This is a genomic window from Photobacterium sp. GB-210 (assembly GCF_003026075.1).
Taxonomy (GTDB): domain Bacteria; phylum Pseudomonadota; class Gammaproteobacteria; order Enterobacterales; family Vibrionaceae; genus Photobacterium.
Genome location: NZ_PYNU01000005.1, coordinates 123,175 through 137,825, shown reverse-complemented (window position 1 = coordinate 137,825; position 14,651 = coordinate 123,175). Strand labels below are relative to the sequence as shown.

The following is a 14,651-nucleotide window of genomic DNA, read 5'->3' as shown; positions in this document are numbered from 1 at the left end:
GGTTCAATAAATAGATTAAACGGTATAAAGAACTTTAATCACATGCCAACCAAACTTAGTCTTTACAGGTTCTGGAATTAATCCGCGTAAGTTATTATTTTTCTTTTTTAACGCTTCACTGGTACTGATTGCTTTACCAGAAAAGACCGCTTTATCAAACTGCGGCACCATTGCACCTTTACGGAACTCACCAAGATCTCCCCCTTTTTTACCCGACGGGCACGTTGAGTGTTTCTTAGCAAGATCTTGAAACTTTGCACCCTTTTTAAGCTGTTCTAGAATATCATCAGCCAATTCTTTGTGTTTCACTAAAATATGAAGTGCGTGTGCGCTAGAAGCCATCGTGGGTTACCTATTTCATTACTTTTTATTGCGCAATTTTGCGATAAATGCCGTAAACTAGCAAGCTATTCACTAAATTTGAATAAAATTTAAAAACACCATTCATGCAATACTTATTCTACTATAACGGGATCATAATTTTCGAATAAAAGCTTAAAAATTTAACGACTTATGACCATTACACACGTTATCATAATCGTCTCATTCACTTTCCATTCATGGTTGTTACGTTACAATTATAAATATGAAAATACGTCATAGATATTTATATATAGTCGGGCTTCTCGGATCGTTGACTTTCTGTGCATTAGCAACGCCGATAACCCACGATGAAGAGCATCACGATGATGTAATGACAGCTGTCGAGAAAGGATTAATCAAGCCTTATTCAGCCCTTCAACATAAAGTCTCTCAACAGTTATCAGCACGTATAATTAAAGTAGAGCTCAACGAAGACAATGGTGAGTGGATCTATGAACTAAAGCTTATTGATAATCAAAACAATATAATAAAAGTTGAATATCAAGCTCAATCTTTACAAATGTTAAATATCAAAGGACGACATTTAGAAAATGTCATCAGGGCTCCAAAATGAAAATTCTTGTCGTAGAAGACGAAGTAACTTTAGGCGAACAAATTATCGCTGGTTTAGAACAAAGCGGTTGGGTGGCAGAGCTTTCTTGTGATGGTATTGATGCCCTCTATCGTGCAACATCAGAACCTTGGGATGCTATTGTTTTAGATTTGGGTCTTCCTAAACTTGATGGTATTACCGTATTAAAAGGTATTCGTGAAGAAAATGTAAACTGCCCTGTCGTTATTTTAAGTGCACGTAATGAACTCACACAACGTGTCGATGGCTTAAATGCAGGCGCTGATGATTATCTAACCAAACCCTTTCAGATGGTGGAATTAGTCGCTCGTGTTAGAGCGCAACTTCGCCGTTCTACAGGTAATGCCTCTCCTGTTATTCAAGCTGGTAATTTAAGCCTTGATACACGTACTTCCAAGGTGACTTGGGAAGGTCAACTCATTGATCTTACAGCACTTGAATTCAAAGTGTTATCTTATCTTATGCATAACACTGATAAGGTTATTTCACGTACAGAATTAGTGGAACATATCTATAAGCAAGATTTTGATCGTGATTCCAACACAATTGAAGTCTTCATTGGTCGTATACGTCGAAAAATTGGCAATGATGTAATAAAAACAGTTCGCGGTCTTGGATATCGGATTAATGCGAATTAATATGCGGAAAAAAGGCCAGCCAAGTATTCGTAATCGCCTATTAAGCGCTTCTGCAATATGGCTATTAGCGATCACACTCACGGCTGGTTATCTTGTGCCAAGCTTTATTAAAAGCTACCTTATTGACCAAGAAAAAACCCAGCTTTATTTATACCTTGATCAAATTACAGCGCTTGTCGATATTGATGCGCATGGTCGTGTATTTCTTGATGGTCGATTATCAAACCCGCGATTTAACTCCCCTTATAGCGGTTTGTATTGGTCACTCAAACTCAACAAACAACATCTACGTTCACGCTCGTTATGGGACACCACCATTTCAGGGAATAGCGAAGAGGGTTTTGAAGGTCCTAATAAACAATCCTTAATCGTGGTTAAACGTAAATTCCTACTGCCTGATAGTGATTATCCAGTAGAACTATCCGTTGCCGTCAATCAGGATCGATTACTCAAGACCTTGCAACAACTAACGCGAGGTTTATGGTTAATTTTAACCATTATGGCAATTGGTATTCTCACACTTACCACGCTACAAGTCAGCTGGTCACTGTGGCCTCTACGTAAATTGCGTCGAAATTTAAAGCTAGTGCGAGAAGGACATTCTACAGAACTAACTGGATTATATCCTGTTGAAATACAACCGGTTATTGATGATTTAAACGCCTTACTCTTCCACTATCAAGAGCTACTATTACGTGCACGTAATCATTCAGGGAATTTATCTCACGCACTTAAAACACCCATCGCTATTTTGAATAATGAAGTCGCGTTACTCGATGAACCAACAAAAGCCAAGCTAGTACCCGCTCTCCAGCAGTTACAACAGCACATCGATTATCATTTAGGTCGTGCTCGTATGGCTGGCGCTGTGAATATCCTAGCGGCAAAAACCGCCGTTTCTAGTCGAGTGGATGCGATCTCCTTAGCCATGGATAAAGTCTACGCAAATCGAGAGCTGATCTTAGTTAACGAGCTTGATAGCAGTGTGATGGTTGCAGTAGAAAGCCGTGATCTTGATGAAATGATCGGTAACTTAATCGAAAACAGCTATAAATGGGCTAACTCTTTGATTCGCGTCTACCAAGAGTCGAACCAATCAGGTCAAATTACCCTTGTCATTGAAGATGACGGCATTGGTATTGCAGAAGAAAAATGCAAGCAAGTACTTCACCGTGGAGTGCGGTTAGATGAAAATACCCCTGGAACAGGGCTTGGATTAAACATCGTGAATGAACTAGCGCATAGCTATCGTGGTGATTTAATTTTAAGCAAAAGCCAGCGCGGCGGTTTGAAAGCAAGCCTCATTTTACCTAAACCTAGAAACTGAAAAAACCCTGCTAGTTACTAGCAGGGTTAAACACACTCATATCGCAAAATCACAAATTACCCCACCAAACCATTCAACAAGATTGATGATAGTTATAAATCACGCATTAAGATTTCATAATCTTCTTGCGCCGATTCAATAAGGTGTTCGAGCTCTTTCGCATCTTGGTTTCTAAGATCTAGTTGCCAATTGACTTTTGATTCAACTCGGCAGACTAATAATGTTTTTGTTCCGGTCTTGCTAAACCATAATTGCGAGAATTCAGCTTCTTGCTCTGCATTATCCTCAAGAATATTAACGCGTAACTTACCCGTTGGGATTACGCTAATATGAGCATGCCGCTGAACTTTACCAAGTAAGGTAAAATCACGTTGTTCCACTAACATCACATCATCCTCCTAGTGTGGCCGTACTCAGAGTCTCTTCAATAATTGCATAATAAACAACCAACTATTAAAGTGTAGATGCTTTACAGAACATGTTTTATGCGAATGCCGCATTAATATAACTATCAAATATTCTGTTTTAAACATAGTGTCATCATATGCTTAATAACAAGGATCTACGACTATAGAAACCAAATAGTACACAGTGATATAGTGAATAAAACAGAATAGGAAGTTGATAATAAATGATAGATTTTCGTTCAGATACGGTAACTCGCCCTTCTCCCGCAATGCGTCAAGCGATGTCCCAAGCACTTGTGGGTGACGATGTTTATAGCGACGATCCAACCGTTAATGATTTAGAGCTTTTTGCAGCGGAACGCCATGGATTTGAAGCCGCACTTTTTTGTAGTTCTGGCACTCAAGCTAATTTACTGGCATTAATGGCACACTGTGAACGTGGAGATGAATATTTATGTGGCCAACAGGCACATAATTATAAATTCGAAGGCGGCGGTGCAGCCGTTTTAGGTTCGATCCAACCTCAACCGATAGAAAATGCCGATGATGGCACACTTCCTTTCGAAAAATTGATAGCTGCAATTAAACCAGACGATCCTCATTTTGCCCGCACAACACTTTTAAGCCTCGAGAACACCATCAATGGTAAAGTGTTACCGCTCACCTACCTTCAACAAGCGCGTGAATTTGTTGAACAACATAACCTAAAACTTCACCTTGATGGGGCGCGTGTTTATAACGCAGCCACCGCACTTAATGTCGATATTACAGAAATTGTTCAATATTTTGATTCTTTCACCATTTGTTTATCAAAAGGTTTAGGTGCGCCAATTGGGTCACTATTACTGGGTGATCAAGCACTAATAGCCAGAGCCCGTCGCTGGCGTAAGGTTCTTGGTGGCGGCATGCGCCAAGCAGGAATCATTGCCGCTGCGGGTAAAATTGCACTGACTGAAAATACAGGTCGTTTAGTCGATGACCATTCCAATGCTAAATACTTAGCGGAACAATTAAATACAGTGAATGGTTTTGAAGTAAACACGAGTCACGTACAAACAAATATCTTATTTGCAAAAGTCGATAGTAAGATAGATCAAACCCAATTGGCGACCACATTAAAAGCACAAAACATTTTGATCTCAACTGGAAACCCATTGCGATTTGTCACTCATTTAGACATTACAAAAGACGATATTGATATTTTTATCTCTGCATTAAAAGCCGCTGTTTGATCTTTCACCTCCCCCCCCCCACACAAAATTACAATGTGATCTTGTGTGGGCTTTTCTTTTTTATCTCTGTTATTGCTGCCATATGGAATCTTTTCACAAATAATAATTACTCTTGTGGTATATATTTTTGCGACACTCAACTTTTACATGATTTTTTGATACCTGCCTCACTTTCTTTAACTTGAACCTTTGCAACCCTCTTCTTGCTCCTTTAATTTGTTTAAATATTAATGATAATCACTTTCATTATCATGTAGTTTTATTTTTGCAGGGAGAGCATCATGGAACAAGCGTTTCATTCAGACCCAATACTGAAAGTACGTGATCTCGAAGTCACCTACATTACAGACAATGGCGACTTTAAAGCCGTAAAATCAGTAAATTTTGATATAGGTAAAAGTGAAATATTCGGCTTAGCGGGTGAGTCGGGATGTGGTAAAAGTACTATCGCTTTTGCTATTAATCGCTTACACAAGCCGCCAGCACTTATCACAAAAGGCAGTATTGAATACAACGGTACAAACCTTATCGCATTAACTGAACAACAAATGGGCGTTGTTCGCTGGAAAGACATTGCAATGGTATTCCAAAGTGCAATGAACTCATTAAATCCCGTACTCCCTATTCAAGAGCAATTTGCTGATGTAATGCGCCACCACCTTGGCTACAGCAATGAACAAGCAAAAGAACGTGCCGAAAAGCTGTTAGATCTGGTTAATATCCCTCGCGAACGTTTATCCGAGTATCCACACCAATTTAGTGGTGGTATGCGTCAAAGGCTCGTTATTGCGATAGCGCTATGCCTCAACCCAAAACTCATTGTTATGGACGAACCAACCACGGCGCTTGATGTTGTTGTTCAACGTGAGATTTTGCAGCAAATATATCAACTACGTAAAGAATTCGATTTCTCTGTGTTATTTATTACTCACGATCTTGCGCTTATGAGTCAACTTTGTGATCGCATTGCCGTAATGCGATACGGTGAAATTGTTGAAGTCAATCAAGCACGTGAAATACGTAACAATCCTCAACACCCATACACCCAAAAGTTATGGGCATCATTCCCTAACATTCATGAAGACGCCCCACACGTTTCTATCTCAGCAGAGGAAATATCGTAATGGAACAACCAATTATTGAATTAAATAATGTGGTGAAAGAGTTCACTGCTGGCGGTGGTTTTGGTTCGACTGAAATCTTTCGTGCTCTCGATAATATCAGCTTTAAGCTCTATAAGGGGCGCACTTTAGCTCTTGTTGGTGAATCCGGCTGTGGTAAAAGTACCTGTGCAAAGCTCATTACTAAAGTTCACGGCGTAACGGAAGGTGAAATTTTATTTAAAGGCGATAATGTCGATACTATTCGTAAACGTAAAGATGTATTGAATTATCGCGGTAAAGTCCAAATGGTATTCCAAGACCCTTTTGGATCGTTAAATCCCACTCATACTATTCGCCATCACCTTACTCGCCCACTGTTAATTCATAAACAAGTGAAGGGTAAAGACGCAATAGAGCAGCGTTTAAATGAACTAATGGAATTGGTTGAGTTACCGATTGAAGATCTTGATAAATACCCCCATCAGCTCAGTGGTGGTCAACGTCAACGTGTGAACCTAGCGCGCGCAATTGGTGTGGGTGCTGAAATCATCCTCGCCGATGAACCCACCTCAATGCTTGATGTTTCTATTCGATTAGGTGTGTTGAACCTAATGAAAGAAATGAAAGATAAAATTGGTATTGGCTTTTTATACATTACTCATGACTTAGCTACTGCACATTATATCGCAGAAGAAACCGCAGTAATGTACCGTGGTCGTATTGTTGAATGGGGAGACACTCGCTCTATTTTACGTAACCCACAGCACCCTTATACTAAATTATTAATCTCTGCAGTGCCCGATCCTGATCTACCCTTTAATAAACTCGTGAATTCAGAACCCGATTATTCACAGAGCGCCGATAAGATCCGTGCAATAAGTTTGAAGTCTGTTTCAGGACATCGCCAAGTTGCTGACAATCACTTTGTAGCAAACTGGGATGAATCAGAAGTCAACGCACTTAAAGAGGAAAAAATCGCATGATGACACTTCACTGCTGGTTAGAATCAGTTAAAGGGTGGTACCAACCCAACCATAACCATGATTTTTCAGAGTTGGTTACTCTCATTCAGCAAACGCCTAGCAGCATGATGGATGAATTAGACAATGAGACTGGCAGTGAAGCTTTAGCCTACTGGCTAGATGCGTGTTTTCGCTTAACTAAATATTATCAACATCAAGGCTATAACGAGCAGGCATTTGGTTACATTCAACTTTCTTATGCCAAACTTCAAGCCGTGGTATGTGATGCCAGTTATAGCGCAGAGCTAAAGCGTTGGAGCTTAAAAAAGCTAGATCGAATCATTGTTGCTATGGTGGAGTTTTGCCAACATCAAACCGATCCTCAATGGCAGCAAGAAAGTGTCCAACTCATTAACCTACATGTCGCTTTTATGGAATCACAGCAGCATTTGAATTTAAAATATTCGGCAAAAAATTAAATCCCATCCGGAACCTAAAAACGAGTATATATTCACTTTTCACCTAGAAAAGTGAATATTGCTCTTTTTTTCTTTATCTATCAAGACATTACAGTCAACAATACTTTTTACCCACAAATATTTAAACAAAAAAATTATCGTAAAACGATAATTTTTTATTGCTTATCTCTAGTTTAGTCTCTATCCTTGCCTCATCAACTTAAGAGGTAATACATGTCTAATATCCAAAAGCAAAGTAAAAGAGCTCGTTTACTGTTTCAACTATTTTTCGTTTTAACACCTATATTAGTTTGCTATTTTTGGCTAACCATTGATACGCCATATGCCTATTTAACGAACACTGGAATAGTACAAACATCGTATGATGATTTACACAACATTACTCAAGTGCCATTAACACTCACAACAAGACTCATCGCAACGTTAGCTAGCCTCATTTATTGCTCAATTATCATGTATGCTTTAACAAAGTTAATTAAACTCTTCCGTAATTATGAAAATAACAATATCTTTACCTTAGAAAATGCAACTATTTATCAAAAACTTGGCTATAGCATATTTTATTGGGTCGGTGGCTCAATATTCTATCAACCAATTATGACGCTCATACTTAGCTTCAATAATCCACCAGGACAGAGAATGATCGCTATTAGTTTTTTGGGTATAGATTTTATCACCATTATTATGGGACTAATCGTATTGATAATTTCATGGGTAATGAAAGAAGCTTATATTCTTGCGGATGAACAAAACTTAACCATTTAAGAGCCGACGATGACAATACGTATTAACTTAGATGTCATGATGGCTAAACGCAAAATGCGATTAAAAGCATTGGCTCAAGCTATGGAGATGACAGAGGCAAACTTATCTATTCTTAAAAACGGTAAAGCGAAGGCAGTACGCTTTTCAACCTTAGATAAGTTATGTGAATTACTTGAATGCCAACCTGGTGATATTCTCGAATTTGAAGAAAATCACAACGATAATTAAATAATATAAGTAGGCGTTATTTAACGCCTACTTGTGATTTTCATTTCAAAACGTAATGGCATCACTTAGTGTCTTGGTTTTACCCACACCGATTTAAAATCAAACCAACCTAATTGATTAGACGCCATCCCTTCCAATTCACCGTTACCATCAACACCTAACCACGCGTGGAATAAGGGTAATACTTGGCCTGAATTGACCAATAAGTTCTGAATCTCTTCTAATGGAAATTCAGGCGTAATATTCATCCGCCAATTATCTATGAGGATCTCAAGTTGCGTGAATGCTTGAGGTGGCATAGCGCGTTCAATTTGTTCAAAGTTATATAACCACGGCAATATCGCATCGGCTCTATCACTCCCAAGGCTCATGCCATTTAACCAGAGATCTATTTTATCGGCTTGTTTGCCTTGCATTATCTCTTCAAAAGCAATTTCAATCACTTTAAGCGTAATACCGTCATTCGCTAATATTTCAGCTATCAATTCAGCCATATAAGGATAAATAGGATGTTCTTGTTGATAGGCCAGTGTCACAGAGCGTTTAGTCGTTGGCACAACAATATCGTGTGGGTAATCCGTTGCACAAACCCATCCTGGTAATAAGCCATAGGCATTAATCATCTTAAAGTTAGAGACTTTATTAAGATCTAAATGACGCATAATACTCAAGCTGTTTAAACGAGATTGAAAATAATCTAACCAAACTTTTTGTTGAGCTAAGCCTTTATTTCTATTTAATAATAAGTAATTACAGCCTTGATCTAAACTTAACTTATTAGATACCGTTGCACTTTGTGTCTGCGCTAACTCTAGTGATGGCTTTAAATAACAAGCAGAAAAACCCGTTAAAATCCAAATTTCGACCACGTCTGTTAAGGCACGAAAACCAAAATACATATCAAATGCTTCAAGTTTTAAACGCTGCTTATCATTAATCGTGACTTTATAAGGCCCCGTACCGACAGGAAATGCGGTTGCATCAGAGCGACGATGATCCTTTGCAGGCTGAATAACAGCACTGATATTCGCGAGTAAAGCAGGAAGGTGAAAATCATCCCGTTTTAAATACACATCTATCGTATTAGCAAAGGGCGAAATAACATCATCAATATGCTTAAACAATGCTTGCTGTTTCACTTCCTTAAACGTTTGAATAATATCATCGCTTTCAAGTAACCGCCCATCATGAAAACGGATTGCTGGACGAATATGAAAACGCCAATGTCTTACCGAGATCATTTCCCAAGCATGAGCAATATCAGATTCAACTTCCCCTTTTTCCTCATTAAATTGGGTTAATCCACTGAAAATTTGTCTAACAAGGTGTTGTTCAGAGCGGCGAAGCGGCTTGAGAGGATTAAGATTACCGAAGCTACGGTAATAAGGTAGTCGCACAATTTGCCTACCATGAACATGCGAAATACCCAATTGCTCATGAATCAATTGCACCAGTTTTTCAGCATTATTATCTAACACAGACAAGGCTGTTTCTAGTTTGCCATCAGTCACTAACTTACGCGCTTGCATAAATTGTAACTCACTGTCAGTGCTATTAAATATTAAGCGTGATTGCTTTCCGCGCCCAACGGCAGGTTGCCAATCGATCCAGCCTTTATCGACCATCTTATTGATGACCATGCGCACATTACGACGCGTACAAAATAAAACCTCTGAAATATCATGAAGATTAGTCTCAGTATTCCTACCTGAGTAATGGTTGTACAAACGCTGGAATTGCAATTTTAATCGTTGACCGCTCATAAAGAGGAAACCTTATTCCCTATATTGTTCTCTTTTAACTTCCTCATTTTAGCGTAAAAATATAACAGTCGATATGAAAACAGGTTTTGCTCTACTTACAGTGTGATACCTATTGAAATATTGATGAGTCTACAAAGCCATTTGTAGCTTAATGAACATTAACTTAGGCTCTTTCCCCCAAAAGAGTTTATTTACCCTGAGTGCTCATTAATTTAAGTCCGACCTAATACAGAACGTGTTAGGTTGGACTTTCCCTGTATTCTTTTATTGTCATTAGATTGATAAATACCGTGTTTATGCTGGTGATAAGTTAACTAAAAAAAGAATACGATGAATAAACTAAAACGCTATCAATATGAACAATATGCGATTTTATGTCAGCTGGCTTACCCTGATGATTTTGATCATACCCAATATGGTTTTTTACCTGAGGGCAGAGAAGAAATTGTCGATCGCTGGGGACGCACTATTATTCGTATTTTATGGGGCGAGAGTAAAGAAGTCGTCTTAGTCTTTAAAGGGTCGCAAAACATATGGGATTGGCTACTCAACCTTGCATGTTTCCCGAAAAAAATCGAATCACAACCTAAGCCATATTACGTTCATTGGGGTTACCATTATCTAATACATCAAAAAAGCATAAAACGTAACTATGCTTTTCATCAATGTCATCCAGATTTAAGCGATAGCCAAAAGCTCGATATCTTTCAAGCATCATATTTAACCTCACACCGCAATCAATCGAACTACAACGAAATCATTAAACAGATCCAAGCCGTAATAAAACCCTTAATTGAATCCGGTAAGCACATTAGCTTAACTGGTCACTCGTCTGGTGGTGCAATGGCGGTACTCAGTGCTGACTACTTACACCAATATTATCCAAATGCAATAAAGCGTGTAGTCACTTTTGGGCAGCCAGCAACAGGGTTTTGGAGTTTTAAAAAACACTACCCATTGCATCAACAAACCTACCGTATCTGTTGTGATCTAGATATTGTCACCTTTCTGCCCGCGATTCCTTTTATGCATTGGCACGTTGGGCAAATGCTCTGGTTGCACAACGGTAAAATATATCAAAACATTCCCACCATCATACGATTATCACGATCAATAATAAGTTGGATCATGCGCCCTTTTAGTTATCACTTCATGCAAAAGTATATTCGTAATAAAGACTTTTTTGATAAGCGCTGATCCAACGTCAAGTTACTGAATAAAATTATAGATACGACGTGCTAAGTATTTTGCCGTATTTATATCTTTAGCATCAGGTTTACCGTCCTCAGAGGTAGCAACGACGCCAGCCTGACAACCTAAACGGTTTACTCCCAATGCGTTGAAATTTGAAGGGCTATCTATTCCCATCCAAATCATGCCATGTTGCGATGCTAATATTTGGAAATACCGTAGCGTTTCAGTTTGATCGCCATTCGGTGAGCCACCAGAAGTTATTCCTGCTGCTATTTTTCCTGATAATCTCTGATCGCACCATTGATCACTTGTTGCATCAGCAAAGGCTTTGAACTGTGCCGCGACAGATCCCATATAAGTTGGAGAGGCAAAAATAATCGCTTGGCAGTGCTGAAGTTTTTCCATTATTTCATGATTAACAAATCGCCCTTCTATAATTTCTGTTCCCGTTATCTTATGCATAATAATCTCTACAGGATCTGATACTAACTCGTCACAACAAGCCTCGACTAAAGCTTCTGTGATGCCTGTATTCGAGAAATAAACAATACCTATCGCTTTCATTAAAACGTCCTTATTCAGTTCATAAATCTCAACATAGGATAAAACCTCAAGTAAACCTGAGGTCAAACATTAATGAGATTTTTTAAATCAATACATATGAATTATCATATGTGTCATAATTACCGTGTATAACTATTTAGAAATGGAAAAGACGATAAGGATATACCGCATGACACATCCAACATGGGAATTACCAATAAGCAATAAATCAGCAGGATTGGTACTAACCCCTTGTCCAGGAACAAAAGGCACGCCATTAGTTGACAGCATTGATCAACTGAAAGCACAAGGTGTCACAATTGTTGTCACAGCATTAAGCATCAAAGAAATGGAAGCAAAGAAAGTGGGTCTGTTACCACTGGTTGTTCAGCAAGTCGGGCTTCAATGGTTCAATACCCCAATAAAAGATGATTGTGCCCCAGATGAAAGCTTTCAACCGCATTGGGATGCAATCTCCCCTGCATTACACCAAGCATTAGATAACGGGGAAAAAGTCGCGCTACATTGTATGGGTGGCTCAGGCCGGACTGGTTTACTTGCAGCCCACTTATTATTAGAAAAAAACTGGCAATTAGAAGACATCATTAGCCAAGTTCAAGCATTAAGACCCAATGCTTTCACTAAAGAAGTGCAAGCTGAATATATTCGTGATATTGCTCTTATTAATAAGTAAAGACACCTTTTAATGGCACAGTAACGGAAGCAGAGATCATCTCTGTTTTCGTTTACTCGTTGTTTAACGTATCAGTTTCTCTTTTTACCGTTGTGTCGCATTAATCAAAGACGCAAGATCAGAATTATTCCTGATTTTTATCTGTCTCAGCTTCTCTCACACAATCACACTATAATTACATCACTATTAGCAAATATAAGCCTAGCCACTATTAATACGTCATATAGCTTAATAACGTTACCACTTTCAAACTAGCGAAAAGGAATACATGGTGAGATCGATATTATTAGCAACATTACTCTTGTTTTCTCTCCCGTCATGGAGTGCTAGTTACTGTCTAAAAACAACCTTAGGTGACTATGTATGCCCGCCGCCTTTTGGTCATATCTACGCAGATAAACTCGGCAACCCACTATGTGGTAAAGGGCAATGCATCAAAGACCGACAAGATAACTACCAGTGTTCCAAACAAGATGGTGGCTTTGCGATAAAAAACGACCTTGGTGATATTTTATGTACCGGAGGCTGCGAACCCGCCTCAGAAAAAAATTGCCAAATACCTAAACCTTAACGCTACTCTCTCTAAAGAGAATTAAAAAAGAAACAGATACAAAAATGGCTACCGCTCTTTCAAGTCGGTAGCCATTTTTATTAACAATCTTTGTTACTAGAACACGTTAAGCAGATGCGAGTTTATTCGCGCGAGCTTTACGCTTTAACAAACGGAATTCATGCTTTGCTAAGTGGCTATCCATTGAAGAACGTAGCAACTTGTAAAGTAAGATAGAACCGTCAATTTCTTCTTTACGGTTAGTTAAGCTTTCAATGTTTAAGCCCAGTGGTAAGTCATACTCCACTACCGCATCCAAGATCTGATTTAAGCTGTTACAACACATCTTAATCGACTCATGCAGTGGGTTTTCCGCATTCAAAATACGCAAACTTGTTGCTTCAGGAACGCTTACACCTAGCCACTCAATAAACTCTAACGTTTTTGCACTACCACAAGGTGAGAAGGTTAAGATAATACGCTGCGGTTTTAAGCCTTGCTCTTTACACTCAATCGCGTAACGAGTCAGAATATCAATCGTCGCCTGAGTATCGTAAATCGCTTGAGAAATAAAGAAGTTACAACCTTGCTTATACTTTTCAATTAAACGTTCATGCTCATTACCTTTCTTAGCATGACGCTCAGCAATCATAATACCGCCGGTAAAGAAGTCATTACGGTTTTCAGCCAGCGTTTGATATGCCGTAGATAATGGCAGTGAAACATCATTTTTCGCCGATGGACTACCCACTAATACCATGTCACGTACACGGTACTCATCCCACGCTTCATTTAGCCACTCATCAAACGCTTCCGTTTCTGACTGCACCACACTCTTGTAAGTGATCACAGGACGGTCGGTTTTCTTATTTAAAAGTGATGAGTAATGACGAGGATCATGGGTCGATTTAAAAGGGAACGGACGCGGCTTATTAGTACGTGATGCTTCATCTTGAATATCGTAAACAATCAAACCATCAATCGCGAGATCACGAATACGATCAACTAAACGATCAGCAATGCCTTCAACATCTTCAATCGGTGTACTGGTTTTTGGTGGGGTTGTACCAATAAAATAAACACCGCGTGTGATGTCGTTATAACGGACACGCAGTTCAGATTCAGGGGTGGGTTGATATTGATCCGACATAAATGCTCACTTCCATGTTGTCACAGTGTATTACCCAATAGATAACACCTGATTAATTTTTATAAAGCCGTAGCAATGTCTTTTGCCACGGTTTATCTCATCCTTGTGTGTTGCCTTACCTTACCGTTCTCTTTTAAGGTGAAAATTTATGTTATTTATCAAATTAGCAACACAATATATGCTTTAGTTTTACCTAAACCCAATAGATAAATCAAAGAAAAGTCACTGTTTTTAACTTACTGGGTTAAATTAGCGACATTCTTTGTCTATCCATGAAAGATAATCACCAAAACCATTTGTTATCGGTAGTTGAATGATTTCAGGGGTTTCATAATCATGAAGCGCAACAATCGTGGCTTTAACCTCTTCAAACAATGATGTTTTGGTTTTAATGAGCACTTGCTGCTCTTGATCGCAATTCACTTCACCTTGCCAATGATAATAAGACTGAATAGGCATCACCTGTACACACGCCGCTAAACGTTGGCTAATCAGCTCATTGATAATAGTTTTCCCTATCTTGGGATCTGAAAACGTTGTTAAAACAACACAATATTGACCAGCCATACTTATTTCACCTTTCTTCATATTTTTATCTTAATAGCCTAAATCATTCAGAATAAGAATTTACAAGCAAAGTCCCATTATTTAAATCAATGAC

General features: G+C 38.8%; 18 protein-coding genes. 12 read left to right on the top strand and 6 right to left on the bottom strand.

The window, feature by feature from the left end:
- Positions 1 to 15 precede the first annotated feature (15 nt).
- Positions 16 to 342, bottom strand: coding sequence for a peptidylprolyl isomerase (locus C9J38_RS09835; protein ID WP_107206924.1), 327 nt, complete (start codon positions 340 to 342; stop codon positions 16 to 18).
- A gap of 352 nt (positions 343 to 694) precedes the next feature.
- On the opposite strand from C9J38_RS09835, the gene C9J38_RS09830 reads away from it, so the two are divergent.
- From C9J38_RS09830 to C9J38_RS09820, 3 genes are read left to right on the top strand one after another with little or no spacing between them, the layout of a single operon-like run.
- Positions 695 to 937 carry a PepSY domain-containing protein gene (locus C9J38_RS09830; RefSeq protein ID WP_233217632.1) on the top strand — a complete coding sequence of 81 codons (243 nt, stop codon included), beginning with the start codon at positions 695 to 697 and terminating at the stop codon, positions 935 to 937.
- Entirely contained in the window at positions 934 to 1,593 is a 660-nt protein-coding gene (locus C9J38_RS09825) for a response regulator transcription factor (RefSeq protein WP_107206922.1), read from the top strand. Before C9J38_RS09830 ends, C9J38_RS09825 begins: the two co-directional genes overlap by 4 nt.
- Complete coding sequence (locus C9J38_RS09820) at positions 1,583 to 2,920, top strand: sensor histidine kinase (RefSeq protein ID WP_107206921.1); 1,338 nt, start codon at positions 1,583 to 1,585, stop codon at positions 2,918 to 2,920. The genes C9J38_RS09825 and C9J38_RS09820 overlap by 11 nt, the downstream gene beginning before the upstream one ends.
- Before the next feature lie 92 nt (positions 2,921 to 3,012).
- Here C9J38_RS09820 and C9J38_RS09815 read toward each other — a convergent pair whose 3' ends face one another.
- The gene (locus tag C9J38_RS09815) at positions 3,013 to 3,306 is read right to left on the bottom strand and encodes a hypothetical protein (RefSeq protein WP_107206920.1); all 294 of its coding nucleotides are present in this window, start codon (positions 3,304 to 3,306) and stop codon (positions 3,013 to 3,015) included.
- A gap of 245 nt (positions 3,307 to 3,551) precedes the next feature.
- Here C9J38_RS09815 and ltaE point away from each other — a divergent pair, with 245 nt between their 5' ends.
- From ltaE to C9J38_RS09785, 6 genes are all read left to right on the top strand, one after another.
- A complete protein-coding gene (gene ltaE / locus C9J38_RS09810) occupies positions 3,552 to 4,559 on the top strand; it encodes a low-specificity L-threonine aldolase (RefSeq protein ID WP_107206919.1) in 1,008 nt (335 codons plus the stop codon).
- Positions 4,560 to 4,840: 281 nt separating this feature from the next.
- Positions 4,841 to 5,683, top strand: coding sequence for an ABC transporter ATP-binding protein (locus C9J38_RS09805; RefSeq protein WP_107206918.1), 843 nt, complete (start codon positions 4,841 to 4,843; stop codon positions 5,681 to 5,683).
- Complete coding sequence (locus C9J38_RS09800; RefSeq protein WP_107206917.1) at positions 5,683 to 6,645, top strand: ABC transporter ATP-binding protein; 963 nt, start codon at positions 5,683 to 5,685, stop codon at positions 6,643 to 6,645. The genes C9J38_RS09805 and C9J38_RS09800 overlap by 1 nt, the downstream gene beginning before the upstream one ends.
- Entirely contained in the window at positions 6,642 to 7,103 is a 462-nt protein-coding gene (locus tag C9J38_RS09795) for a hypothetical protein (RefSeq protein ID WP_107206916.1), read from the top strand. The genes C9J38_RS09800 and C9J38_RS09795 overlap by 4 nt, the downstream gene beginning before the upstream one ends.
- A 213-nt stretch (positions 7,104 to 7,316) precedes the next feature.
- The gene (locus tag C9J38_RS09790) at positions 7,317 to 7,868 is read left to right on the top strand and encodes a DUF2975 domain-containing protein (protein WP_107206915.1); all 552 of its coding nucleotides are present in this window, start codon (positions 7,317 to 7,319) and stop codon (positions 7,866 to 7,868) included.
- A 9-nt stretch (positions 7,869 to 7,877) separates the two neighbouring features.
- Entirely contained in the window at positions 7,878 to 8,096 is a 219-nt protein-coding gene (locus tag C9J38_RS09785) for a helix-turn-helix transcriptional regulator (protein WP_005364730.1), read from the top strand.
- 65 nt (positions 8,097 to 8,161) lie between these two features.
- Here the strand turns inward: C9J38_RS09785 and C9J38_RS09780 are convergent, their stop codons facing one another.
- Entirely contained in the window at positions 8,162 to 9,859 is a 1,698-nt protein-coding gene (locus C9J38_RS09780) for an SgrR family transcriptional regulator (RefSeq protein ID WP_107206914.1), read from the bottom strand.
- Between the two features lie 330 nt (positions 9,860 to 10,189).
- Between C9J38_RS09780 and C9J38_RS09775 the strand changes: the two genes are divergently transcribed.
- Complete coding sequence (locus C9J38_RS09775) at positions 10,190 to 11,056, top strand: DUF2974 domain-containing protein (RefSeq protein WP_107206913.1); 867 nt, start codon at positions 10,190 to 10,192, stop codon at positions 11,054 to 11,056.
- A 12-nt stretch (positions 11,057 to 11,068) separates the two neighbouring features.
- Here C9J38_RS09775 and C9J38_RS09770 read toward each other — a convergent pair whose 3' ends face one another.
- Positions 11,069 to 11,617, bottom strand: coding sequence for a flavodoxin family protein (locus C9J38_RS09770; protein ID WP_107206912.1), 549 nt, complete (start codon positions 11,615 to 11,617; stop codon positions 11,069 to 11,071).
- A 169-nt stretch (positions 11,618 to 11,786) separates the two neighbouring features.
- Here C9J38_RS09770 and C9J38_RS09765 point away from each other — a divergent pair, with 169 nt between their 5' ends.
- Positions 11,787 to 12,290 carry a cyclin-dependent kinase inhibitor 3 family protein gene (locus tag C9J38_RS09765; protein WP_107206911.1) on the top strand — a complete coding sequence of 168 codons (504 nt, stop codon included), beginning with the start codon at positions 11,787 to 11,789 and terminating at the stop codon, positions 12,288 to 12,290.
- A 268-nt stretch (positions 12,291 to 12,558) separates the two neighbouring features.
- On the top strand, positions 12,559 to 12,861 hold the full coding sequence (locus C9J38_RS09760) for a hypothetical protein (protein WP_233217807.1): 303 nt from the start codon (positions 12,559 to 12,561) through the stop codon (positions 12,859 to 12,861).
- 106 nt (positions 12,862 to 12,967) lie between these two features.
- Here the strand turns inward: C9J38_RS09760 and C9J38_RS09755 are convergent, their stop codons facing one another.
- Entirely contained in the window at positions 12,968 to 13,990 is a 1,023-nt protein-coding gene (locus C9J38_RS09755; RefSeq protein WP_107206910.1) for a methylenetetrahydrofolate reductase, read from the bottom strand.
- 249 nt (positions 13,991 to 14,239) lie between these two features.
- A complete protein-coding gene (gene cutA, locus C9J38_RS09750) occupies positions 14,240 to 14,557 on the bottom strand; it encodes a divalent-cation tolerance protein CutA (protein ID WP_107206909.1) in 318 nt (105 codons plus the stop codon).
- Positions 14,558 to 14,651: the final 94 nt, after the last annotated feature.

Excerpts from the sequence above, each read along its gene's own strand:
- C9J38_RS09805 (WP_107206918.1), top strand. The coding sequence starts at position 4,841 with ATGGAACAAGCGTTTCATTCAGACCCAATACTGAAAGTACGTGATCTC.
- C9J38_RS09820 (WP_107206921.1), top strand. The coding sequence starts at position 1,583 with ATGCGAATTAATATGCGGAAAAAAGGCCAGCCAAGTATTCGTAATCGC.
- C9J38_RS09755 (WP_107206910.1), bottom strand. The coding sequence starts at position 13,990 with ATGTCGGATCAATATCAACCCACCCCTGAATCTGAACTGCGTGTCCGT.
- C9J38_RS09795 (WP_107206916.1), top strand. The coding sequence starts at position 6,642 with ATGATGACACTTCACTGCTGGTTAGAATCAGTTAAAGGGTGGTACCAA.
- C9J38_RS09825 (WP_107206922.1), top strand. The coding sequence starts at position 934 with ATGAAAATTCTTGTCGTAGAAGACGAAGTAACTTTAGGCGAACAAATT.
- C9J38_RS09780 (WP_107206914.1), bottom strand. The coding sequence starts at position 9,859 with ATGAGCGGTCAACGATTAAAATTGCAATTCCAGCGTTTGTACAACCAT.
- C9J38_RS09830 (WP_233217632.1), top strand. The coding sequence starts at position 695 with ATGACAGCTGTCGAGAAAGGATTAATCAAGCCTTATTCAGCCCTTCAA.
- ltaE (WP_107206919.1), top strand. The coding sequence starts at position 3,552 with ATGATAGATTTTCGTTCAGATACGGTAACTCGCCCTTCTCCCGCAATG.
- C9J38_RS09760 (WP_233217807.1), top strand. The coding sequence starts at position 12,559 with ATGGTGAGATCGATATTATTAGCAACATTACTCTTGTTTTCTCTCCCG.
- C9J38_RS09775 (WP_107206913.1), top strand. The coding sequence starts at position 10,190 with ATGAATAAACTAAAACGCTATCAATATGAACAATATGCGATTTTATGT.
- C9J38_RS09835 (WP_107206924.1), bottom strand. The coding sequence starts at position 342 with ATGGCTTCTAGCGCACACGCACTTCATATTTTAGTGAAACACAAAGAA.
- C9J38_RS09815 (WP_107206920.1), bottom strand. The coding sequence starts at position 3,306 with ATGTTAGTGGAACAACGTGATTTTACCTTACTTGGTAAAGTTCAGCGG.
- C9J38_RS09790 (WP_107206915.1), top strand. The coding sequence starts at position 7,317 with ATGTCTAATATCCAAAAGCAAAGTAAAAGAGCTCGTTTACTGTTTCAA.
- C9J38_RS09765 (WP_107206911.1), top strand. The coding sequence starts at position 11,787 with ATGACACATCCAACATGGGAATTACCAATAAGCAATAAATCAGCAGGA.
- C9J38_RS09770 (WP_107206912.1), bottom strand. The coding sequence starts at position 11,617 with ATGAAAGCGATAGGTATTGTTTATTTCTCGAATACAGGCATCACAGAA.
- C9J38_RS09800 (WP_107206917.1), top strand. The coding sequence starts at position 5,683 with ATGGAACAACCAATTATTGAATTAAATAATGTGGTGAAAGAGTTCACT.
- C9J38_RS09785 (WP_005364730.1), top strand. The coding sequence starts at position 7,878 with ATGACAATACGTATTAACTTAGATGTCATGATGGCTAAACGCAAAATG.
- cutA (WP_107206909.1), bottom strand. The coding sequence starts at position 14,557 with ATGGCTGGTCAATATTGTGTTGTTTTAACAACGTTTTCAGATCCCAAG.